This window comes from Geobacillus sp. PK12, assembly GCF_004123125.1.
Lineage (GTDB): Bacteria > Bacillota > Bacilli > Bacillales > Anoxybacillaceae > Geobacillus > Geobacillus zalihae.
The window spans coordinates 1-14,413 of the sequence record NZ_SDKL01000033.1; the positions used below are offsets into that span (position 1 = coordinate 1).

Consider the following 14,413-nt stretch of genomic DNA (forward strand, 5'->3'; position numbering starts at 1 on the left):
CCCACTTCAAATTTTCGCTAGAAAATTAAGTGGGGGTAGTTCACTGAATATTCCGTTTATCGCCGCCGCAGGCGATGCAGTGTTTTCCAATTTAGCGCTCATTTTCGCCATCGGCGTGGCGATCGGTTTTGCGAAAGATGGCAACGGCGCCGCCGCTCTGGCCGGCGCGATCGGTTACTTTGTCTTGACAAAAGGGGCCGCCGCGATTGATAAGGACATCAATATGTCTGTGTTGGGCGGCATCCTCTCCGGGGTGATCGCCGGGCTTTTATATAACCGTTATCATGATATCAAGCTGCCGGATTGGCTCGGCTTCTTCGGCGGCCGGCGGTTTGTGCCGATCGTGACATCGCTTGTCATGCTCGTGCTTGCCTTGATTTTTGGCTATGTATGGCCGCCGATTCAAGATGGCATCAACGCGGTCGGCCATTGGATCGTCGGCGCCGGGGCGGTTGGCGTCGGCATTTTCGGGTTCCTCAACCGGCTGCTCATTCCAGTCGGATTGCACCATGTGTTAAAACAATCGATTCAAGCGTCAGAAGGCAGGGTGATCGTCGCGGAAGTCGTCGGGGAATTTGCGCCGCTGTATCCGGCGGTCACCAACGCCGAACTGGCCACGGCGTTTGGGGCGGATTTGCTGTTGTTGAATTTTACCTGATCTTTTTGCGGCTCACGAACAAAGACTCCCGTCTAAGCGGGGAACTGTAGTCGCTTGTAAAGCCTGACGCCGTCATAAAAGGCGTCGGGTCTTTGATTTTTAGAGGCGATGAAACGTTTTTCCGATCTCGACGTATTACATAGATGAAAGGTATGAGATTACGGCGCCTTGTTAAGGCAAAACGCCGTTCATCCGCCAATAGGTGGGCGCCGATAAAACGTGGAAGGAGCCGGAGGAACATGAGCATGTTTGGAAAAGTCGCCGCCGATGTGCTTGGGCTAAGCGACATCGGCTCGGTTATTCAGCCGAAAGACTACGACAAAGTGGATGCCGATGATTATGTGATGCACGAGGATGGAGAAAAAATCTATTTTCTCATCAAGTCGAAATCCGATGAATATTGCTTCACAAACCGCGCGCTCATTCATCTGGACGGCACGAGCGCCGCGAGCAAAAAACGGACGCTGCGCCGCTACGATTACTATAAGCATCCGATTTCCGACGTGTCGCTCGAAACAGCCGGGACGGTCGATTTGGATGCGGAAATCAAATTTAAAATCGGCCCGCACGCATACTCGATCGATGTGCATAAAAAGCATATCGAGGAACTGAAAGACTTGTATAAATCGCTGCTGGCGATCGCGGACATTTGCCATGAAAACGAAACGAAGTTCAACTATGCGGAGCGGAGTTTGGAACTGGCGGCCAAGGTGTTTGCCAACATGCGCGGCGACGGCGCCAATGTGTCGGCGGATTTTCAGGCCGTGAATGAATACGCTTTTCGCTGGCTGACGGAAGCGAAAAAGAACTATACGGTCAAAGATTTTGGTTTTGTGTTTGACAAATATATTCAACAGTGACGAGTGGAGCCGGCAGTCAGAAAGGCGTCTTGCATAAAGGCGGGGCGCCTTTTCCTATGGCGGTTAGGCGGACGCTTGGCTGGGAACGCTGGTTTGGAGAGCTGGCTGCCAGTTTTCTATAAAAATAGTTGTCAAACGGCAAACGCTGTTTTAATATAAAAATGTCCATATCCCATAACTGAATCCATTTGCAGCAAGGTGCCGAAACGGCTTAATAGGGAATCCGGTGGGAATCCGGAGCTGTCCCCGCAACTGTCAATGCGGACGAAATGAAATCGCCACTGTACGGACAGATGGCTTGCGCTGTTTTCCGTACGGGAAGGCTTCAGAGTAGGATGAAGCATGAGCCAGTAGACCTGCCTTGCTTGCCGCAGTTTCCGAATCTTCGGGGGGTGAGACGCGGAAACAGTCGTACAGGGCATTGTTGTGCCCATTGGCGGTCTGTTTCGCGCTCATTCCCAGATTTAGGCGGAATGGGCGTTTTTTATTGTACATACATCACTGAAGGGGGAATGACGGATGAAACGTTGGACATGGCCGGCGGTGGTGGCGGTGTTCTTCCTTTTGGCCGCCGTGCTCGTCGGCTGTGGCGGGGCGAATGGCAGCACCGAGCCTGCGAAAAAAGACGAGCCGAAAACGGAACAAGCGGCGTTTCCAGTGACAGTGAAAGACGGGCTTGGCGAGGATGTCACGATCAAAGCGGAACCGAAAAAAATCGTCTCGCTCATCCCGAGCAATACGGAAATCGCCTATGCGTTGGGGTTGGGCGATAAGATCGTCGGCGTCAGCGATTTTGACAATTATCCGGAAGACGTCAAAACGAAAACGAAAATCGGCGGCATGGAGTTTAATGTCGAGAAAATCATTTCGCTCAAACCGGATCTCGTCTTGGCCCACGCGTCAAGCGCCCATAACTCGCGCGATGGCCTCAAGCAATTGAAAGACGCCGGCATTACCGTGCTTGTCGTCAATGACGCGAAGTCGTTCGACGATGTATATGCGTCCATCGACTTGATCGGCAAAGCGACCGGGACGACAGACAAAGCGAAGCAAGTGATTGATGAGATGAAAGAGAAGCTTGCGAAAATCAAAGAAAAAGCGAAACAAATCCCGGCGGACAAACAGGCCAATGTCTGGATTGAAGTGTCGCCGCCGCCGCAGCTGTATACGGCCGGCAAAGGGACGTTTATGGATGAGATGCTTCAAGTGATTTCAGCGAAAAACGTCGCCGGCAGCTTGGAAGGCTGGCCGATGGTGACGGAAGAAAAAGCCGTGGCCTATAAGCCGGATGTCATCATCACGACATACGGCGGAGCGAAGCAAGTGTTGGCGCGCGCCGCTTGGAAAGACGTGCCGGCGGTGAAAAACAAGCGGGTGTATGACGTCAACACCGACTTAGTAAGCCGACCGGGTCCGCGCCTTGTCGAAGGGGTCGAGGAACTTGCCAAAGCCATTTACCCGGATGTGTTCAAGTAAAATGTGGATGTATATATTGGCCGTCACCGCGGCCGTGTTATCGTTGCTCGTAGGGATATCGACAGGATCGCTGTCGATTCCCTTTTCTTCTATTGTCCGCATTTTGGCGGCTGAATGGTTCGGAGCGGCGCTGCCTCGCCACATTCCGGCTGATTGGGTGCCGATCGTGATGGCGATCCGCTTGCCGCGCGTCGTGCTTGCGTTTTTGGTCGGGGCGTCATTGGCGCTGGCCGGGTCCGCGTTTCAAGGGCTGTTAAAAAATGCGCTCGCCGATCCGTACACGCTCGGTGTCTCGTCCGGCGCGTCGGTCGGGGCGGTGCTCGTCATCTTTCTCGGCTGGCAATGGCCGTTCTTTGGCACGTTTACGCTGCCGGTCGTGAGCATCTTGTTTGGCATGGCGACGCTTGCCGCCGTTTTGGCGTTCACTCGCGCTGTGGAGCGGCGCATGTCGGTTGAGACGATCATTTTAGCCGGCATTATCTTCGGCGCGTTTTTCAGCGCGTTCATTTCGCTCATGATCGCGTTGACCGGGGAAGAATTGCGGCAAATCATCTCATGGCTGATGGGGAGCGTGGCGATGCGCGGCTGGAAATACAGCGGGCTGTTGCTGCCGTTTTTTCTCGTTGGGGCCGCAGTGCTCATCGCCAACAGCCGCGAGTTGAACGCGTTTGCCTTTGGCGAGGAGGCGGCGCTTCATGTCGGCGTTGATGTTACGCGCCGAAAAGTCATCATTTTGACGGCAGCGGCGCTGCTCACCGGCGCGGCGGTGTCGGTGTCAGGGACGATCGGCTTTGTCGGGCTTGTCGTTCCGCATATGGTTCGGCTTGTGTGCGGGCCGAACTACCGGGTGCTGTTGCCGCTGTCGCTCTTGTACGGCGGTGCGTTTCTTGTGCTTGCCGATGTGGCGGCGCGGACGATCATCGAACCGCGCGAACTGCCGATCGGCGTCATCACCGCGCTGATCGGCGCCCCGCTATTTGCCGTCTTGTTTTTCCGAAAAATGAAGCGAAAGATGGGATGATGATGCTCGAGGTGCGGGCCGTATCGCATCGGTATGGACCAAAGCAAGTGCTTGATCGTGTGACGTTTGCCGTGGAAAAAGGCGAAATATTCGGCATCTTAGGGCCGAATGGCAGCGGGAAAACGACTTTGATCAAACTCATCAGCAAAGAGCTGCCGCTGGCAAGCGGGGAGATCGTCATCGATGGCCGAAAGCTCTCGGCGCTGTCTGCGAAGCAATGGGCGCGGATGGCCGCCGTCTTGCCGCAGACAGCGGAGGCGGCGCCCGGCTATACGGTGAGGGAAACGGTGGCGCTCGGCCGCTATCCTCATCAGCGCGGCTTCTTTCCGACGTGGACGGAGGACGATGAAGCCGCCCTCCGAGACGCGCTTGCGGCCGTCGGCCTGACGGGGAAAATCGATGAACCGCTCGAACGATTGAGCGGCGGCGAGCGGCAGCGCGCCTATTTGGCCCGCGCACTCGCCCAAGAGCCCAAGCTGCTCTTGCTCGATGAGCCGACGAACCATATGGATGTGAGCGGCCAAGTCCGGCTTTTGGACCGGCTCGCCGAAGCGGCGCACGCCCGCGGCTTGACGGTCGTCGCCGTTTTCCACGATATGAATGCGGCGAGCTTGTATTGCGATCGGGTGCTCGTGCTGAACAAAGGGAAAATAGCCGCGCTCGGCGCCCCTGCGGATGTCATGACGCCGGCGTTGCTTGAGGAAGTGTTTGCCGCGCCGATTGTGCGTCTGGCCCATCCGGCGTCGGCAACGCCGATGTTTTCGTTCATGCCGAACAAGAAGCAAGGGGAATCGCCGGTCGGCGGGCTGCGGCTTTCCTTTCTTGATGACGCCGCTGTGCTTACTGCGGCCGCGCCGCTTCGCGTCCTGTCCTCGGCATTGATCGGCGCCGGATTTCAATGGGCGACCCATTTTGTCAACCGCCAAGTCGGGTTGGATTACGATTGCAGTGATGCGGAAGGAGACATGCGCCGCTATTTGGAGCAGCACGGGTTTCCGCCGGAACGAACGGTCGGCATGATGACGGCGGTTGATGTCCGGGATGCTGTTTGGCTTCAGAAAGAAGGGGAAGCGTTTTCGGTTGCGGTCATGGCGACCGCTGGCGTCGGCAATGCCGTCGATGCCGCTCGGGCGTGGCAGCATCAGCCGCTAGCGGCAAGACCGGGGACGATCAACATGGTGGTGGTCATTGACGGAGTGCTGACGGAAGCAGCGTTTGTCCAGGCGGTGATGACAGCGACAGAAGCGAAGGCAAAAGCGCTCGCCGACTGTTCGGTTTGCGACCCGGAAACCGGGACGCTTGCCACCGGTACGTCGACCGATTCGCTCGCTGTGGCGGCGACGCAAACCGGGCAGGTCTTTGCCTATGCCGGAACGGCGACGGAGCTTGGCCGGGCGCTCGGCCGGCTTGTGTATGAGGCAACAGTTGAGGCGCTTGGCCGCTGGGAGAAGCGGAGGAAACGGCGATGACCCATTTGGCCGCATTGACGTTGGCGCTGTTTCTCGATGCCCTCGTGGGCGATCCGCGCTGGCTGCCGCATCCGGTGCGCGGGATGGGAATGATGATTGCGTGGCTTGATCGCCGCTGGAATCAAGGAACAAAGCGGCGGACGAAAGGGGCGGCGGCCGTGGCGGTCGTGTTGGCCGCTGTTTACGGGATATCGGCGTTCATCGTTTATGTGGGCTACGCGCTGTCCGTATACGTAGGGGTGGCGATCGAGGCGGCCCTCATTTTCACCGCCATTGCGACGAAAAGCCTCGCTGAGGCGGCTGAGGATGTGCGCCGGCCGCTGGAAGCAGGCGATCTTCCTGCGGCGCGCCGCGCGCTGTCCATGATCGTCGGCCGCGACACCGAGCGGCTCGATGAAGCCGGCATCACCCGCGCCTGCGTGGAGACGGTGGCGGAAAACACGAGCGACGGCATCACCGCTCCGCTCTTTTATGCGGCCTTGGGCGGTGCGCCGCTCGCGTTATTGTACCGGGCGGTGAACACGTGTGATTCCATGATTGGCTACAAAAATGAGAAGTATCGCGAATTTGGCTGGGCGGCCGCGCGGCTGGACGATGCGCTCAACTACATTCCAGCGCGGCTGACGGCGCTTGTGATGGTGTTGGTCTTTGGCGGCCGCCGCTTTCGTTTGGCGCTGTCGATCTTATTTCGCGATGCCCGCCGCCACCCAAGCCCGAACAGCGGCTGGCTTGAGGCGGCGATGGCCGGGCTGCTTGGGGTGCAGCTCGGCGGAACGAATACATACGGCGGCGTGGTCTCGAGGAGGCCGACGCTCGGTGACCCGGCCGCCCCGCTTCGCGCCGCCCACATTCGCCAAGCGGTCCGCATCATGATTGGAACGGTGCTAGTGTTTACATTATTGCTATGGATTGGGGGGATAATCGTTGCGTTGGCCGGCGCATGGGGCGAATCCGCGCGCGTTGTATGAGCAATGCGGATTGGCCCCTCCAGACGAATACATTGATTTCAGCGTCAATACGAATCCGTACCGGCTGCCGCCGTCAGCTTGGCCGAGCGGTGAGGAGTGGATTCGCTGGGCCGGGGAGTATCCGGATTCGGAAGCGAAGGCGCTCAGGGAGCTCGTTGCCAAGCAGGAGCAGATTCGACCCGGACAAGTGCTGATGACGAACGGGGCGGCGGAGGCGATTTATTTGTTGGCCGCGCTATTTGCCGGTCGGCGCGTCGGCATCTTGGAGCCGACGTTTTCCGAGTATCGGCGCGCCTGTCTCGCTTATGGATGCGATGTGGAGGGATTCGCGGCCGATGAAGCGCGGGGCTTTTCTTATGACTTGGATGAAGCGACTGCCTGGGCAGGCAAGCAAGACATTATCTTTTTATGCCATCCGAACAATCCGACGGGGACGGTGATGGAGGAGGGTGAATTGAGATCACTGGTGGACGCGGCGCACACGGCTGGCACCTATGTAATCATCGATGAAGCATTTTATCCGTTTTGGCGCGGCGGGTTTACGGCGATGCGCTGGTTGGGACGCTATCCGCGCCTCATTGTGCTTCGATCGTTGACAAAAATCCATCACCTGGCCGGCGCGCGCCTTGGTTATGTCGCTGCTGACGAGGCGGTGATCGCTTCGCTGAAAACGCATCAGCCGCCATGGAGCACAAACGGCATCGCCCAACAATTGGCGCTTCGTTTCATGGCGATGGAATCGTTTGTCAAGTGGACGAAAGAACGGATCGCCGCCGAGCGGGAGCGCGTGTTTCGGTCGCTGCCGGCCGGCCGGTATGCCGTCTCGCCATCGGTCGTGAACTTTTATTTGTTGCGTCCGCGTTCAGGGCGGACAGAGGAGCTGTTTTTTCATTTGTTGAAGGAAGGGGTTGTGCCGCGCCATACGATGAATTTCCCGGGGCTTGACGGCCGCTACATCCGGCTCGCCGTCAAAACGCAGGTGGAGAATGACCGGCTGCTTGAGGCGCTTGCGAGGTGGGATGGATGATCGTGTTTGTGAGCGGCGCGGTGCGCAGCGGCAAAAGTGAAGCGGCAGAGGTGTGCGCCATCCGGCTGGCCGCTGGCGAGATGCTTCATTATGTTGCCACTGCCCGGGCCGTCGATGCGGAAATGAAAGAGCGCATTCGCCGCCATCAAGAGCGACGCATGAGGATGGCGGCGTCTTGGGTGGTGTGGGAAGCGCCTGATCAGTTGTTGGCGGCGCTTCGTCCGTCTGATGTTGTCCTTCTCGACTGCTTGACTATGTGGTGGGCGAATGTGTTATTTGCCGGAGATGAATGGAAAACAGAGGAAGGAGCGTTCGCCGCTGCCCGTTGCTTGCTCGACCAAGTGCAGATGTGGGCGGCGGTGTGCCGCGCTGTTGTCATTGTGTCCAATGAGTTGTTTTCTGGCGGCGTGCCGGATGACCTCGGCACGTTCCGCTACATGAAAACGCTCGGCTGGCTTCATCAACAGTTGGTCGCGGAAGCAGAAGCCGCCGCTATGGTGGAATGCGGTCTTCTTCGTGTGAAGAAAGGACAGTGGCCGCAATGAAGCGGGCATGGAATGGCTGGCTGCTGGCGCTGCAGCTGTTTACGATCATTCCGGTCCGGCGTTCGATTGAATGGAATGCCCCACATGTCCGCTGGCTTGTGCGCACCATGCCGTTGGCTGGAGCGCTGCTCGGGGCGCTGGCTGCCTTGGTGTACGGCGTCTGTGCGGCGCTTTCGTTCGGCCCGCCTTCTTTTTTGGCTCTCCTTCTTCTTTGGATTGGCATTTGGCTTGCCGGCGGGCTGCACGCCGACGGCTTTATGGATGTGAGTGACGCCTTTTTTTCGTACCGGGACGCCAAGCGGCGGCAAGAGATCATGTCCGATTCGCGCGTCGGCGCGTTCGCCGTGTTGTCGCTCGTTTGTTTGTTATCGTTCCGCTGGCTGTTTTTGCATGAAGCGATCAAAGCGGGCATTTCCCCTACCCTGTTTATTGCCATTCCACTGCTGTCAAGAGCTGGGGCTGTCTGGCTTCTTTCCGCCGGCAAGCTGGCGAAGCCGACAGGAATGGCGTCAGCGCTTCGCGAATATAGTTCATGGCGCGATGCAGCATGGGCGCTGGGATTGACATGCCTTGTGCTTTTGCTTCTTCCGGCGGCGGGCGTTCCGCTGGCGGTGGTTGCAGTGCTGGCCGCGGTGATGGCGCTTTGTTCCCTCGCGGCAAAGCCGTGGGCGGAAAAGCAGTTTGGCGGCGTGAGCGGCGATGTGCTCGGGGCGTTCATCGAAGGGGGAGAGACGGTGCTATGGGGCGTCATTTGGCTGTTACACTCATCCGCCATGGGATGACGGAACAAAACAGACGCCGAGCGTATATCGGCTGGACGGACGCACCGCTTTCGCCTGAGGAGCATCGCCGGCTGCGCGGCTTGCGGATCGAGTGGCCATGTCCGGTTGATTGTCTCGTGGCAAGCGATCTGCGCCGCTGCCAAGAAACGGCCGCCTTGCTGTTTGACGGCCGCAGGGCGGATTGGTGTACGAGCCGTTGGCGCGAACTTCACTTTGGCGCTTGGGAAGGAAAAACGTTTGCCGAGCTGGAAGCGGAGCCCGCCTACCGCCAATGGCTTGCGTCGCCGTTTTCCGCGGCGCCGCCCGGCGGGGAGCGTTATGCCGACTTCCGAGCGCGCATCGAACAAGCGCTGGCGGAGACGATTGCGTTCGCTGGGCGGATGGGCGCCCGCCATGTGGCGATCGTCACCCACAGCGGCCCGATCCGTTTCGTGCTTGAACAATATGCGCCGGACGTTCGCCCGTTTTGGGAATGGGAGGCGCCGTTTGCCGGCGGGTATACGCTGGAATCGACGATCGAGCGCTGGAAAGGGGGAGAACGGTGCATTTCGTTGTCGGCGGTGCGTTCCAAGGAAAGCGAAAATGGGTGCGGGAACGGTACGGAATAAGCGACGGTGTTCATATCGTATGGCATGACGGCTATCAGGATTCATACGGGTGGCCGGATGGCGCCAAGACGGCGAAAACAGTTGTCTTGGATGGGCTCGAAGCCGCCATCCGCCGCCTTCCGGACCCAGAGGAATGGGAGCGGTTTTTCTGCGCTTGGAAGCAGTGGGAGGAAGGAGCGGCCGGCCGCACGGTCGTCTGGATTGGCACCGATGTGACGCAAGGCGTTGTTCCGGTTGATCCACAAGAACGGCGCTGGCGCGACGCCGTGGGAATGTGCTACCAGCGACTAGCTTCCTTGTGCTGCCGCGTCGACCGCATTTGGTGCGGACTGGCGGAACGATTGAAATAAGGGGGAGAGGAAAAGTGAAATTGTATACGCGAACAGGAGACCAAGGAAAAACGAGTTTAGTCGGCGGGCGCGTTGATAAAGATCATTTGCGCGTCGAGGCGTATGGGACGATCGATGAGGCGAACTCGTTCATCGGCTGGGCGCTGGCCCTGCTCGCTGACGATGAACGGTTTCACGATCTTTGCGCCGAATTGCAAAAAATTCAGCATGAACTGTTTGACTGCGGCGGCGACTTGGCCATCGTCAACGGCAAGCTGCCGTATAAAGCGACCGAGGAGATGGTCGCCTTTTTGGAGCAGCGCATTGACGCCTATGTCCAAGAGGCGCCGCCGCTTGAAAAGTTTATTTTGCCGGGAGGGTCGAAGGCGGCTGCCGCGCTTCATCTGGCGCGCACGGTGACGAGAAGGGCGGAGCGCTGCATCGTTTCGTTGCAAAAAGCGGAGCCGATCAACGACGTTGTTCTGAAATATATGAACCGCCTGTCCGACTATTTGTTCGCTGCCGCCCGGGTTGTGAACGCCCGCTTAGGGGTGAAGGATGTCGAATATGAGCGGAGCGCCATTGTGTTCCGCGACAAGGAGGAGAAGCAATGAGCCGCCGCCTGGCTTGGATGGCTGTTTGTTTGGCGCTTTCGGTCGCCGGGTCGTTCATCAAGCTGCCGACGTTTGTCGGCAGCATCGCGTTAGACAGCGCTCCGGCGCTCGTTGCCGCCGCCATCCTTGGTCCGCGCGCCGGAGCGGCGGTTGCAGGGCTGGGGCACCTTATTTCGGCGGTGGTCGGCGGGTGGCCGCTCGGCCCGTTCCATTGGCTTGTCGCATTGGAAATGGCCGGGCTTGGCGCGCTGTTCGCCGTGCTGCATCAGCGGGGATGGAAAATGGGCAGCGCCGCCGCCTTTTTCATCGGCAATGCGTTGTTAGCACCGCTGCCGCTTGCGGTTTCGTTCGGCTGGCCGTTTGTCCTTGCCGTCATTCCGCCGCTTTCCGCCGCCGCTTTGGCCAACGTGTTGATCGCGCTGGCCGTTGCCCCGGCGGCTGCCCGTTTGATGACGAAGGCGGGGGCGCCGCATGCGTGATGTGCTCTTCCTTCCATTGACTGACGGCAGAGAGCTCGCCATTGCCGCAGACGGCTCGGCGGCGGTCGGGGAGAAGCCGGGCGATGCGGTATATGCTCCCGCGGAGACGGTCGCATATTTTGCCGCCCGCGTCGCCTTGATGGAGCTGCTGAGCGTCGGGGCGGAAGCGAGCGCCGTCATCTTGCAAAACTTCGTGGCTGATGACCGATGGGAAGCGCTTTGCCGCGGCATTGAACGAGCGTGCCATGAACTTTCCCTTCGCCTTCCGGTCACCGGCAGCACGGAATCGAATTTTTCCACCGTCCAGTCAGCGCTTGGCGTGATGGCGGTCGGAACGGTGGCGGCCGAACGGAAGCGGATCGGCGTCACGCCGGAGGGAGCGAAGTTTGCCGTCATCGGCCGCCCGCTCGTCGGCCCGGCTGTGCTGGCGCATCCTCAATGGGTCGCGCCGCTTTCGCTGTTTGTTGAGCTTCTCGCCTCTCCGTCTGTTTATGAGCTCGTTCCGATCGGTTCCAAAGGCATTTACTACGAATGGATGCAGCTGTTGGCCGCCAACGGCCGCCAAGGGCGGGCTTGCGCCTGCCCGCTGCCGCTTTTTGCTTCTGGCGGCCCGGCGACGTCGTTTTTGATCAGCTATGACCGGGCGGCAGAGGGCGCATTGCGGAAGCAAGCCGGCCGCCTCTTTTTTCCGCTCTTTGCCGAGCGATAGCCGGTTCGCTCGGCCGTCTTCCTTTTTCGTCCAAAAAAATGGTTCCCTTTTTGTATGGAACCCGTTATCATGAAGATAACGGAATGGTTCGGCTTTGGTCCATGGAAACGAATAGGGGGAGAGACACGATGGACCCCGTTTTTGAACAGTTGTACGAACAATATCACGATGATTTGTTTAATTTTTTGTTTTACATGGTGCGAAATCGAGAGCATGCCGAAGATTTAGTGCAAGAAGTGTATGTGAAAGTGCTGCGTTCGTACAAACGGTTTAAAGGGCAATGCAGTGAAAAGACGTGGCTGCTGTCCATTGCGCGCCATGTGGCGATCGATTTTTTTCGCAAGCAAAAACGGCGCCAGTGGGTGAAGGCATCGGAGTGGAGCGAGGAGCAGCTCGGCGCCGACGAGCCGATGCCGGAGGAAATCGCGATTCAAAACGAGGAAATTCAACTCATGTACCGCTGCTTGGCGCGCTGCACGGTCGACCAACAGCTTGTGCTCGTCCTCCGGTTCATCCAGTCGCTGTCGATTGCTGAAACGGCGGCTGCGCTCGGCTGGACGGAAAGCAAAGTGAAAACAACGCAGCATCGCGCGTTGAAGGCGCTGAAACAATATATGGAGGAAGAGGCCGAACGGGAGGAGTGGCGGCATGAAAAAATTTCCCTGGAATGAGCGATGCATCGAACATAACCTTGAGCAGCTGCCCTTGGTGAAAGACCGGCGCACAAAAGAGGCTGTTTACGAACGGCTTCAGCGCGCCCAGCGCAAGATGCGCTGGAGACGGCGCTGGCTTCCGGCGGCGTCGATGGCCCTCTTTCTTGCAGTTGTTGCCGTCGGGATGAATGCGGCCGTTCCGGAGCGCGCGGAACAGCAGCAGCGATCCTCGACCGTCAAAATGCTGCGAGCCGGGAGCGCTTCCCCCCAAGTCGAGACGATAATGGCCGCTGATGCGGCGCCGGCACAGGAAGATGCCGGCGTCATGGTGGTCGGCTTGCCTGATGAGGCAAACGGCCGTGTGGTGCCAGTGGCGGTTCCGCTCAGCGGCCGATTGGCCCCCGAAGAGCGGTTCACGGCAGCGCTGCGCGTGCTTGGGCGCTCTCCGCTGCGGGCGGCGTCCGCTTGGTTTAATGGAGTGGTCATTCAGCCGGCCGCCGGGGGGACGGGAGAATGGATGGTGCACGTCCCGGCTCATCACCGCGTGTTTTCGGCCAGCCGCAAAGAGCAGAAGCTGTTTGTCGACGCTCTCGTCGAAACAGCGCGGCAAATGGGGGAGCGGCGCCTCCGCTTTTTCACCGGAGAGAAGGAAGGGCTTGAGTTGCCGGCGCTCGGAATGGTAAAAGCGACAAAAATCAAGGAGCGGCAGCGAATGTATTATAAAAACAGCGCTTCGTTCGGCTATACAGTGCTCGTCCCGGCGCCGGTCAGCGCCCACACGTTTCCGGAGGCGCTGAAGCAGATGAAAACATCGACGATCCGCGGGCTCGAGCCGGCCATTCCGCCGGGAGTGAAAGTGGAGCTGGCTGATATGGATGCGCGGCATGCGACGGTCCGGATTCAGCTGGCCGCTCAGCCGCGTGCGGAGGACGCGGCGCGCATGGCGGAGGCTGTGCTGCTGACAGCGAAAGAGTTTGGCTTCCGTGAGGTGACGTTCGCGGCTGACGGTTTGTCGAACTTGGGCCCGTACCCGGTTGGAACGCGAATCCGCGTGCCGGCCGGGCCGAACGCTCTGTTGATGGCGGCCGGCCGGTAGCCGCCGTTTGCGTCGTTTTGTTACGATCTTCACTTTGTTGTTCTATCGGGGATGATGTTGGCATAAGACATATATGGCGCAAAGAAGGCAAGGAGGGGTGGCAGATGGATGATCTCATGACACGGCTCTTGGCGGTCGCCGGCGTCGCGGTATGCGTCGGGCTGTTGTTTCTCGTCGGCGCGAACGGATGATTGGATGACGATTCGCCAAATGGTTGTCCTTTCTTGCGGTGATGCGTTATAATGAAAAAAACAGCAGGAGGGGAGAAACACTGTGCTGACTGATTATCACAACCATTTGGAGCGGGGGACGCTGACGCTCGATTATTTGCGCCAGTTCACTGATGAGGCTGCGAAAAAAGGCATTCAGCATTTTGGCATTTCCGAGCATGCGTACCATTTTTACCAAACGAAAAACATTTTGTCCAACCCGTGGGTGGAGGCGCGCCGGTGCTACGATATGGCCGACTATGTCCGCCTGTTCCATGAAGCGTGGGATGCCGGAATCGACGTGAAAATGTCGATTGAAATGGATTACACCCCCGGCAAACATGAGGAAATGGCCGCGTTTATCCGCTCGTACGAGTTTGACTATGTCATCGGTTCGATCCATTGGGTCGACGATTTCGGCATCGACTTAGTCGAGTTCCGCCGTGAATGGGAACGGCGCGATTTGTATGATACATATCGCAAATACTTCGATCAAGTCGTAACGCTCGCCGAGTCGAACTTATTTGATATTATCGGCCATTTGGATTTGGTGAAAATTTTTAAATACGTTCCGGAAGATGAAGAGTTTTTGCTTGAGCAATACGACCGGGCGACGACAGCGCTCGCCAATTCGAAAACATGCGTTGAGATCAGCACCGCCGGGCTGCGCAAGCCGGTCGGCGAACTGTATCCCGACCCGCGGCTGTTGAAAATGTGCTACGACAAAGGCATTCCGATCGTGCTGTCATCCGATGCGCACGTGCCGGGCGATGTCGGCGCCGACTTTGACAAGGCGGTCGAACTTGCCCGCAGCGTCGGCTATACCGAACTCATGACGTTCTCGAAAGGCGAGCGGAAAGCGGTGCCGCTCGGTTAAGCGGAATGGACGGCGGAAACAGGCCGCCATGCA

17 protein-coding genes, 1 pseudogene and 1 riboswitch are annotated in these 14,413 nt (G+C 58.5%); all 18 genes and pseudogenes read left to right on the plus strand.

Features of this window, described 5'->3' with window-relative positions:
- Nucleotides 1-529, plus strand: a pseudogene (locus ETR37_RS11545) (PTS transporter subunit EIIC); the annotation flags it as partial.
- 18 nt (nt 530-547) lie between these two features.
- Complete coding sequence (locus tag ETR37_RS20805) at nt 548-658, plus strand: DUF7916 family protein (RefSeq protein WP_483299678.1); 111 nt, start codon at nt 548-550, stop codon at nt 656-658.
- Between the two features lie 245 nt (nt 659-903).
- Nucleotides 904-1,518 (plus strand): PH domain-containing protein, encoded by a 615-nt coding sequence (locus tag ETR37_RS11550; RefSeq protein ID WP_033005264.1) that lies wholly within the window; start codon nt 904-906, stop codon nt 1,516-1,518.
- A gap of 179 nt (nt 1,519-1,697) precedes the next feature.
- Nucleotides 1,698-1,896: riboswitch (cobalamin riboswitch) on the plus strand.
- A 141-nt stretch (nt 1,897-2,037) separates the two neighbouring features.
- On the plus strand, nt 2,038-2,994 hold the full coding sequence (locus ETR37_RS11555; RefSeq protein ID WP_020754606.1) for an ABC transporter substrate-binding protein: 957 nt from the start codon (nt 2,038-2,040) through the stop codon (nt 2,992-2,994).
- Nucleotides 2,981-4,015, plus strand: a complete 1,035-nt coding sequence (locus ETR37_RS11560; RefSeq protein WP_190300170.1) for a FecCD family ABC transporter permease — start codon at nt 2,981-2,983, stop codon at nt 4,013-4,015. Before ETR37_RS11555 ends, ETR37_RS11560 begins: the two co-directional genes overlap by 14 nt.
- A complete protein-coding gene (locus ETR37_RS11565; RefSeq protein WP_020754604.1) occupies nt 4,012-5,484 on the plus strand; it encodes an adenosylcobinamide amidohydrolase in 1,473 nt (490 codons plus the stop codon). Before ETR37_RS11560 ends, ETR37_RS11565 begins: the two co-directional genes overlap by 4 nt.
- Entirely contained in the window at nt 5,481-6,452 is a 972-nt protein-coding gene (gene cbiB / locus ETR37_RS11570) for an adenosylcobinamide-phosphate synthase CbiB (protein WP_020754603.1), read from the plus strand. Before ETR37_RS11565 ends, cbiB begins: the two co-directional genes overlap by 4 nt.
- The gene (cobD, locus tag ETR37_RS11575) at nt 6,409-7,479 is read left to right on the plus strand and encodes a threonine-phosphate decarboxylase CobD (protein ID WP_081132539.1); all 1,071 of its coding nucleotides are present in this window, start codon (nt 6,409-6,411) and stop codon (nt 7,477-7,479) included. The genes cbiB and cobD overlap by 44 nt, the downstream gene beginning before the upstream one ends.
- Nucleotides 7,476-8,024, plus strand: coding sequence for a bifunctional adenosylcobinamide kinase/adenosylcobinamide-phosphate guanylyltransferase (locus ETR37_RS11580; RefSeq protein ID WP_081132540.1), 549 nt, complete (start codon nt 7,476-7,478; stop codon nt 8,022-8,024). Before cobD ends, ETR37_RS11580 begins: the two co-directional genes overlap by 4 nt.
- Nucleotides 8,021-8,806, plus strand: coding sequence for an adenosylcobinamide-GDP ribazoletransferase (locus ETR37_RS11585; RefSeq protein ID WP_129447293.1), 786 nt, complete (start codon nt 8,021-8,023; stop codon nt 8,804-8,806). The genes ETR37_RS11580 and ETR37_RS11585 overlap by 4 nt, the downstream gene beginning before the upstream one ends.
- On the plus strand, nt 8,764-9,414 hold the full coding sequence (locus ETR37_RS11590; protein ID WP_081212529.1) for a histidine phosphatase family protein: 651 nt from the start codon (nt 8,764-8,766) through the stop codon (nt 9,412-9,414). The genes ETR37_RS11585 and ETR37_RS11590 overlap by 43 nt, the downstream gene beginning before the upstream one ends.
- A complete protein-coding gene (locus tag ETR37_RS11595; RefSeq protein WP_060788833.1) occupies nt 9,348-9,764 on the plus strand; it encodes a bifunctional adenosylcobinamide kinase/adenosylcobinamide-phosphate guanylyltransferase in 417 nt (138 codons plus the stop codon). The genes ETR37_RS11590 and ETR37_RS11595 overlap by 67 nt, the downstream gene beginning before the upstream one ends.
- 14 nt (nt 9,765-9,778) lie before the next feature.
- Nucleotides 9,779-10,357 carry a cob(I)yrinic acid a,c-diamide adenosyltransferase gene (locus ETR37_RS11600; RefSeq protein ID WP_129447294.1) on the plus strand — a complete coding sequence of 193 codons (579 nt, stop codon included), beginning with the start codon at nt 9,779-9,781 and terminating at the stop codon, nt 10,355-10,357.
- Nucleotides 10,354-10,836, plus strand: a complete 483-nt coding sequence (locus ETR37_RS11605; protein WP_081132544.1) for an ECF transporter S component — start codon at nt 10,354-10,356, stop codon at nt 10,834-10,836. The genes ETR37_RS11600 and ETR37_RS11605 overlap by 4 nt, the downstream gene beginning before the upstream one ends.
- A complete protein-coding gene (locus ETR37_RS11610) occupies nt 10,829-11,545 on the plus strand; it encodes an AIR synthase related protein (protein ID WP_060788832.1) in 717 nt (238 codons plus the stop codon). Before ETR37_RS11605 ends, ETR37_RS11610 begins: the two co-directional genes overlap by 8 nt.
- A gap of 128 nt (nt 11,546-11,673) precedes the next feature.
- Nucleotides 11,674-12,216: an RNA polymerase sigma factor SigX gene (gene sigX / locus ETR37_RS11615; protein WP_033005303.1), complete on the plus strand. Its 543-nt coding sequence runs from the start codon at nt 11,674-11,676 to the stop codon at nt 12,214-12,216.
- Nucleotides 12,194-13,294 (plus strand): GerMN domain-containing protein, encoded by a 1,101-nt coding sequence (locus tag ETR37_RS11620; RefSeq protein ID WP_129447295.1) that lies wholly within the window; start codon nt 12,194-12,196, stop codon nt 13,292-13,294. Before sigX ends, ETR37_RS11620 begins: the two co-directional genes overlap by 23 nt.
- 273 nt (nt 13,295-13,567) lie before the next feature.
- Nucleotides 13,568-14,380: a histidinol-phosphatase gene (locus ETR37_RS11625; RefSeq protein ID WP_020754670.1), complete on the plus strand. Its 813-nt coding sequence runs from the start codon at nt 13,568-13,570 to the stop codon at nt 14,378-14,380.
- Nucleotides 14,381-14,413: the final 33 nt, after the last annotated feature.

Bases quoted from the DNA above. Each gene is read 5' to 3' on its own strand.
- ETR37_RS11585 (WP_129447293.1), top strand. From the start codon at position 8,021: ATGAAGCGGGCATGGAATGGCTGGCTGCTGGCGCTGCAGCTGTTTACG.
- ETR37_RS11550 (WP_033005264.1), top strand. From the start codon at position 904: ATGTTTGGAAAAGTCGCCGCCGATGTGCTTGGGCTAAGCGACATCGGC.
- ETR37_RS11555 (WP_020754606.1), top strand. From the start codon at position 2,038: ATGAAACGTTGGACATGGCCGGCGGTGGTGGCGGTGTTCTTCCTTTTG.
- cbiB (WP_020754603.1), top strand. From the start codon at position 5,481: ATGACCCATTTGGCCGCATTGACGTTGGCGCTGTTTCTCGATGCCCTC.
- ETR37_RS11560 (WP_190300170.1), top strand. From the start codon at position 2,981: ATGTGTTCAAGTAAAATGTGGATGTATATATTGGCCGTCACCGCGGCC.
- ETR37_RS11610 (WP_060788832.1), top strand. From the start codon at position 10,829: ATGCGTGATGTGCTCTTCCTTCCATTGACTGACGGCAGAGAGCTCGCC.
- ETR37_RS11580 (WP_081132540.1), top strand. From the start codon at position 7,476: ATGATCGTGTTTGTGAGCGGCGCGGTGCGCAGCGGCAAAAGTGAAGCG.
- ETR37_RS11590 (WP_081212529.1), top strand. From the start codon at position 8,764: ATGGGGCGTCATTTGGCTGTTACACTCATCCGCCATGGGATGACGGAA.
- sigX (WP_033005303.1), top strand. From the start codon at position 11,674: ATGGACCCCGTTTTTGAACAGTTGTACGAACAATATCACGATGATTTG.
- ETR37_RS11620 (WP_129447295.1), top strand. From the start codon at position 12,194: ATGAAAAAATTTCCCTGGAATGAGCGATGCATCGAACATAACCTTGAG.
- ETR37_RS11565 (WP_020754604.1), top strand. From the start codon at position 4,012: ATGATGATGCTCGAGGTGCGGGCCGTATCGCATCGGTATGGACCAAAG.
- ETR37_RS11605 (WP_081132544.1), top strand. From the start codon at position 10,354: ATGAGCCGCCGCCTGGCTTGGATGGCTGTTTGTTTGGCGCTTTCGGTC.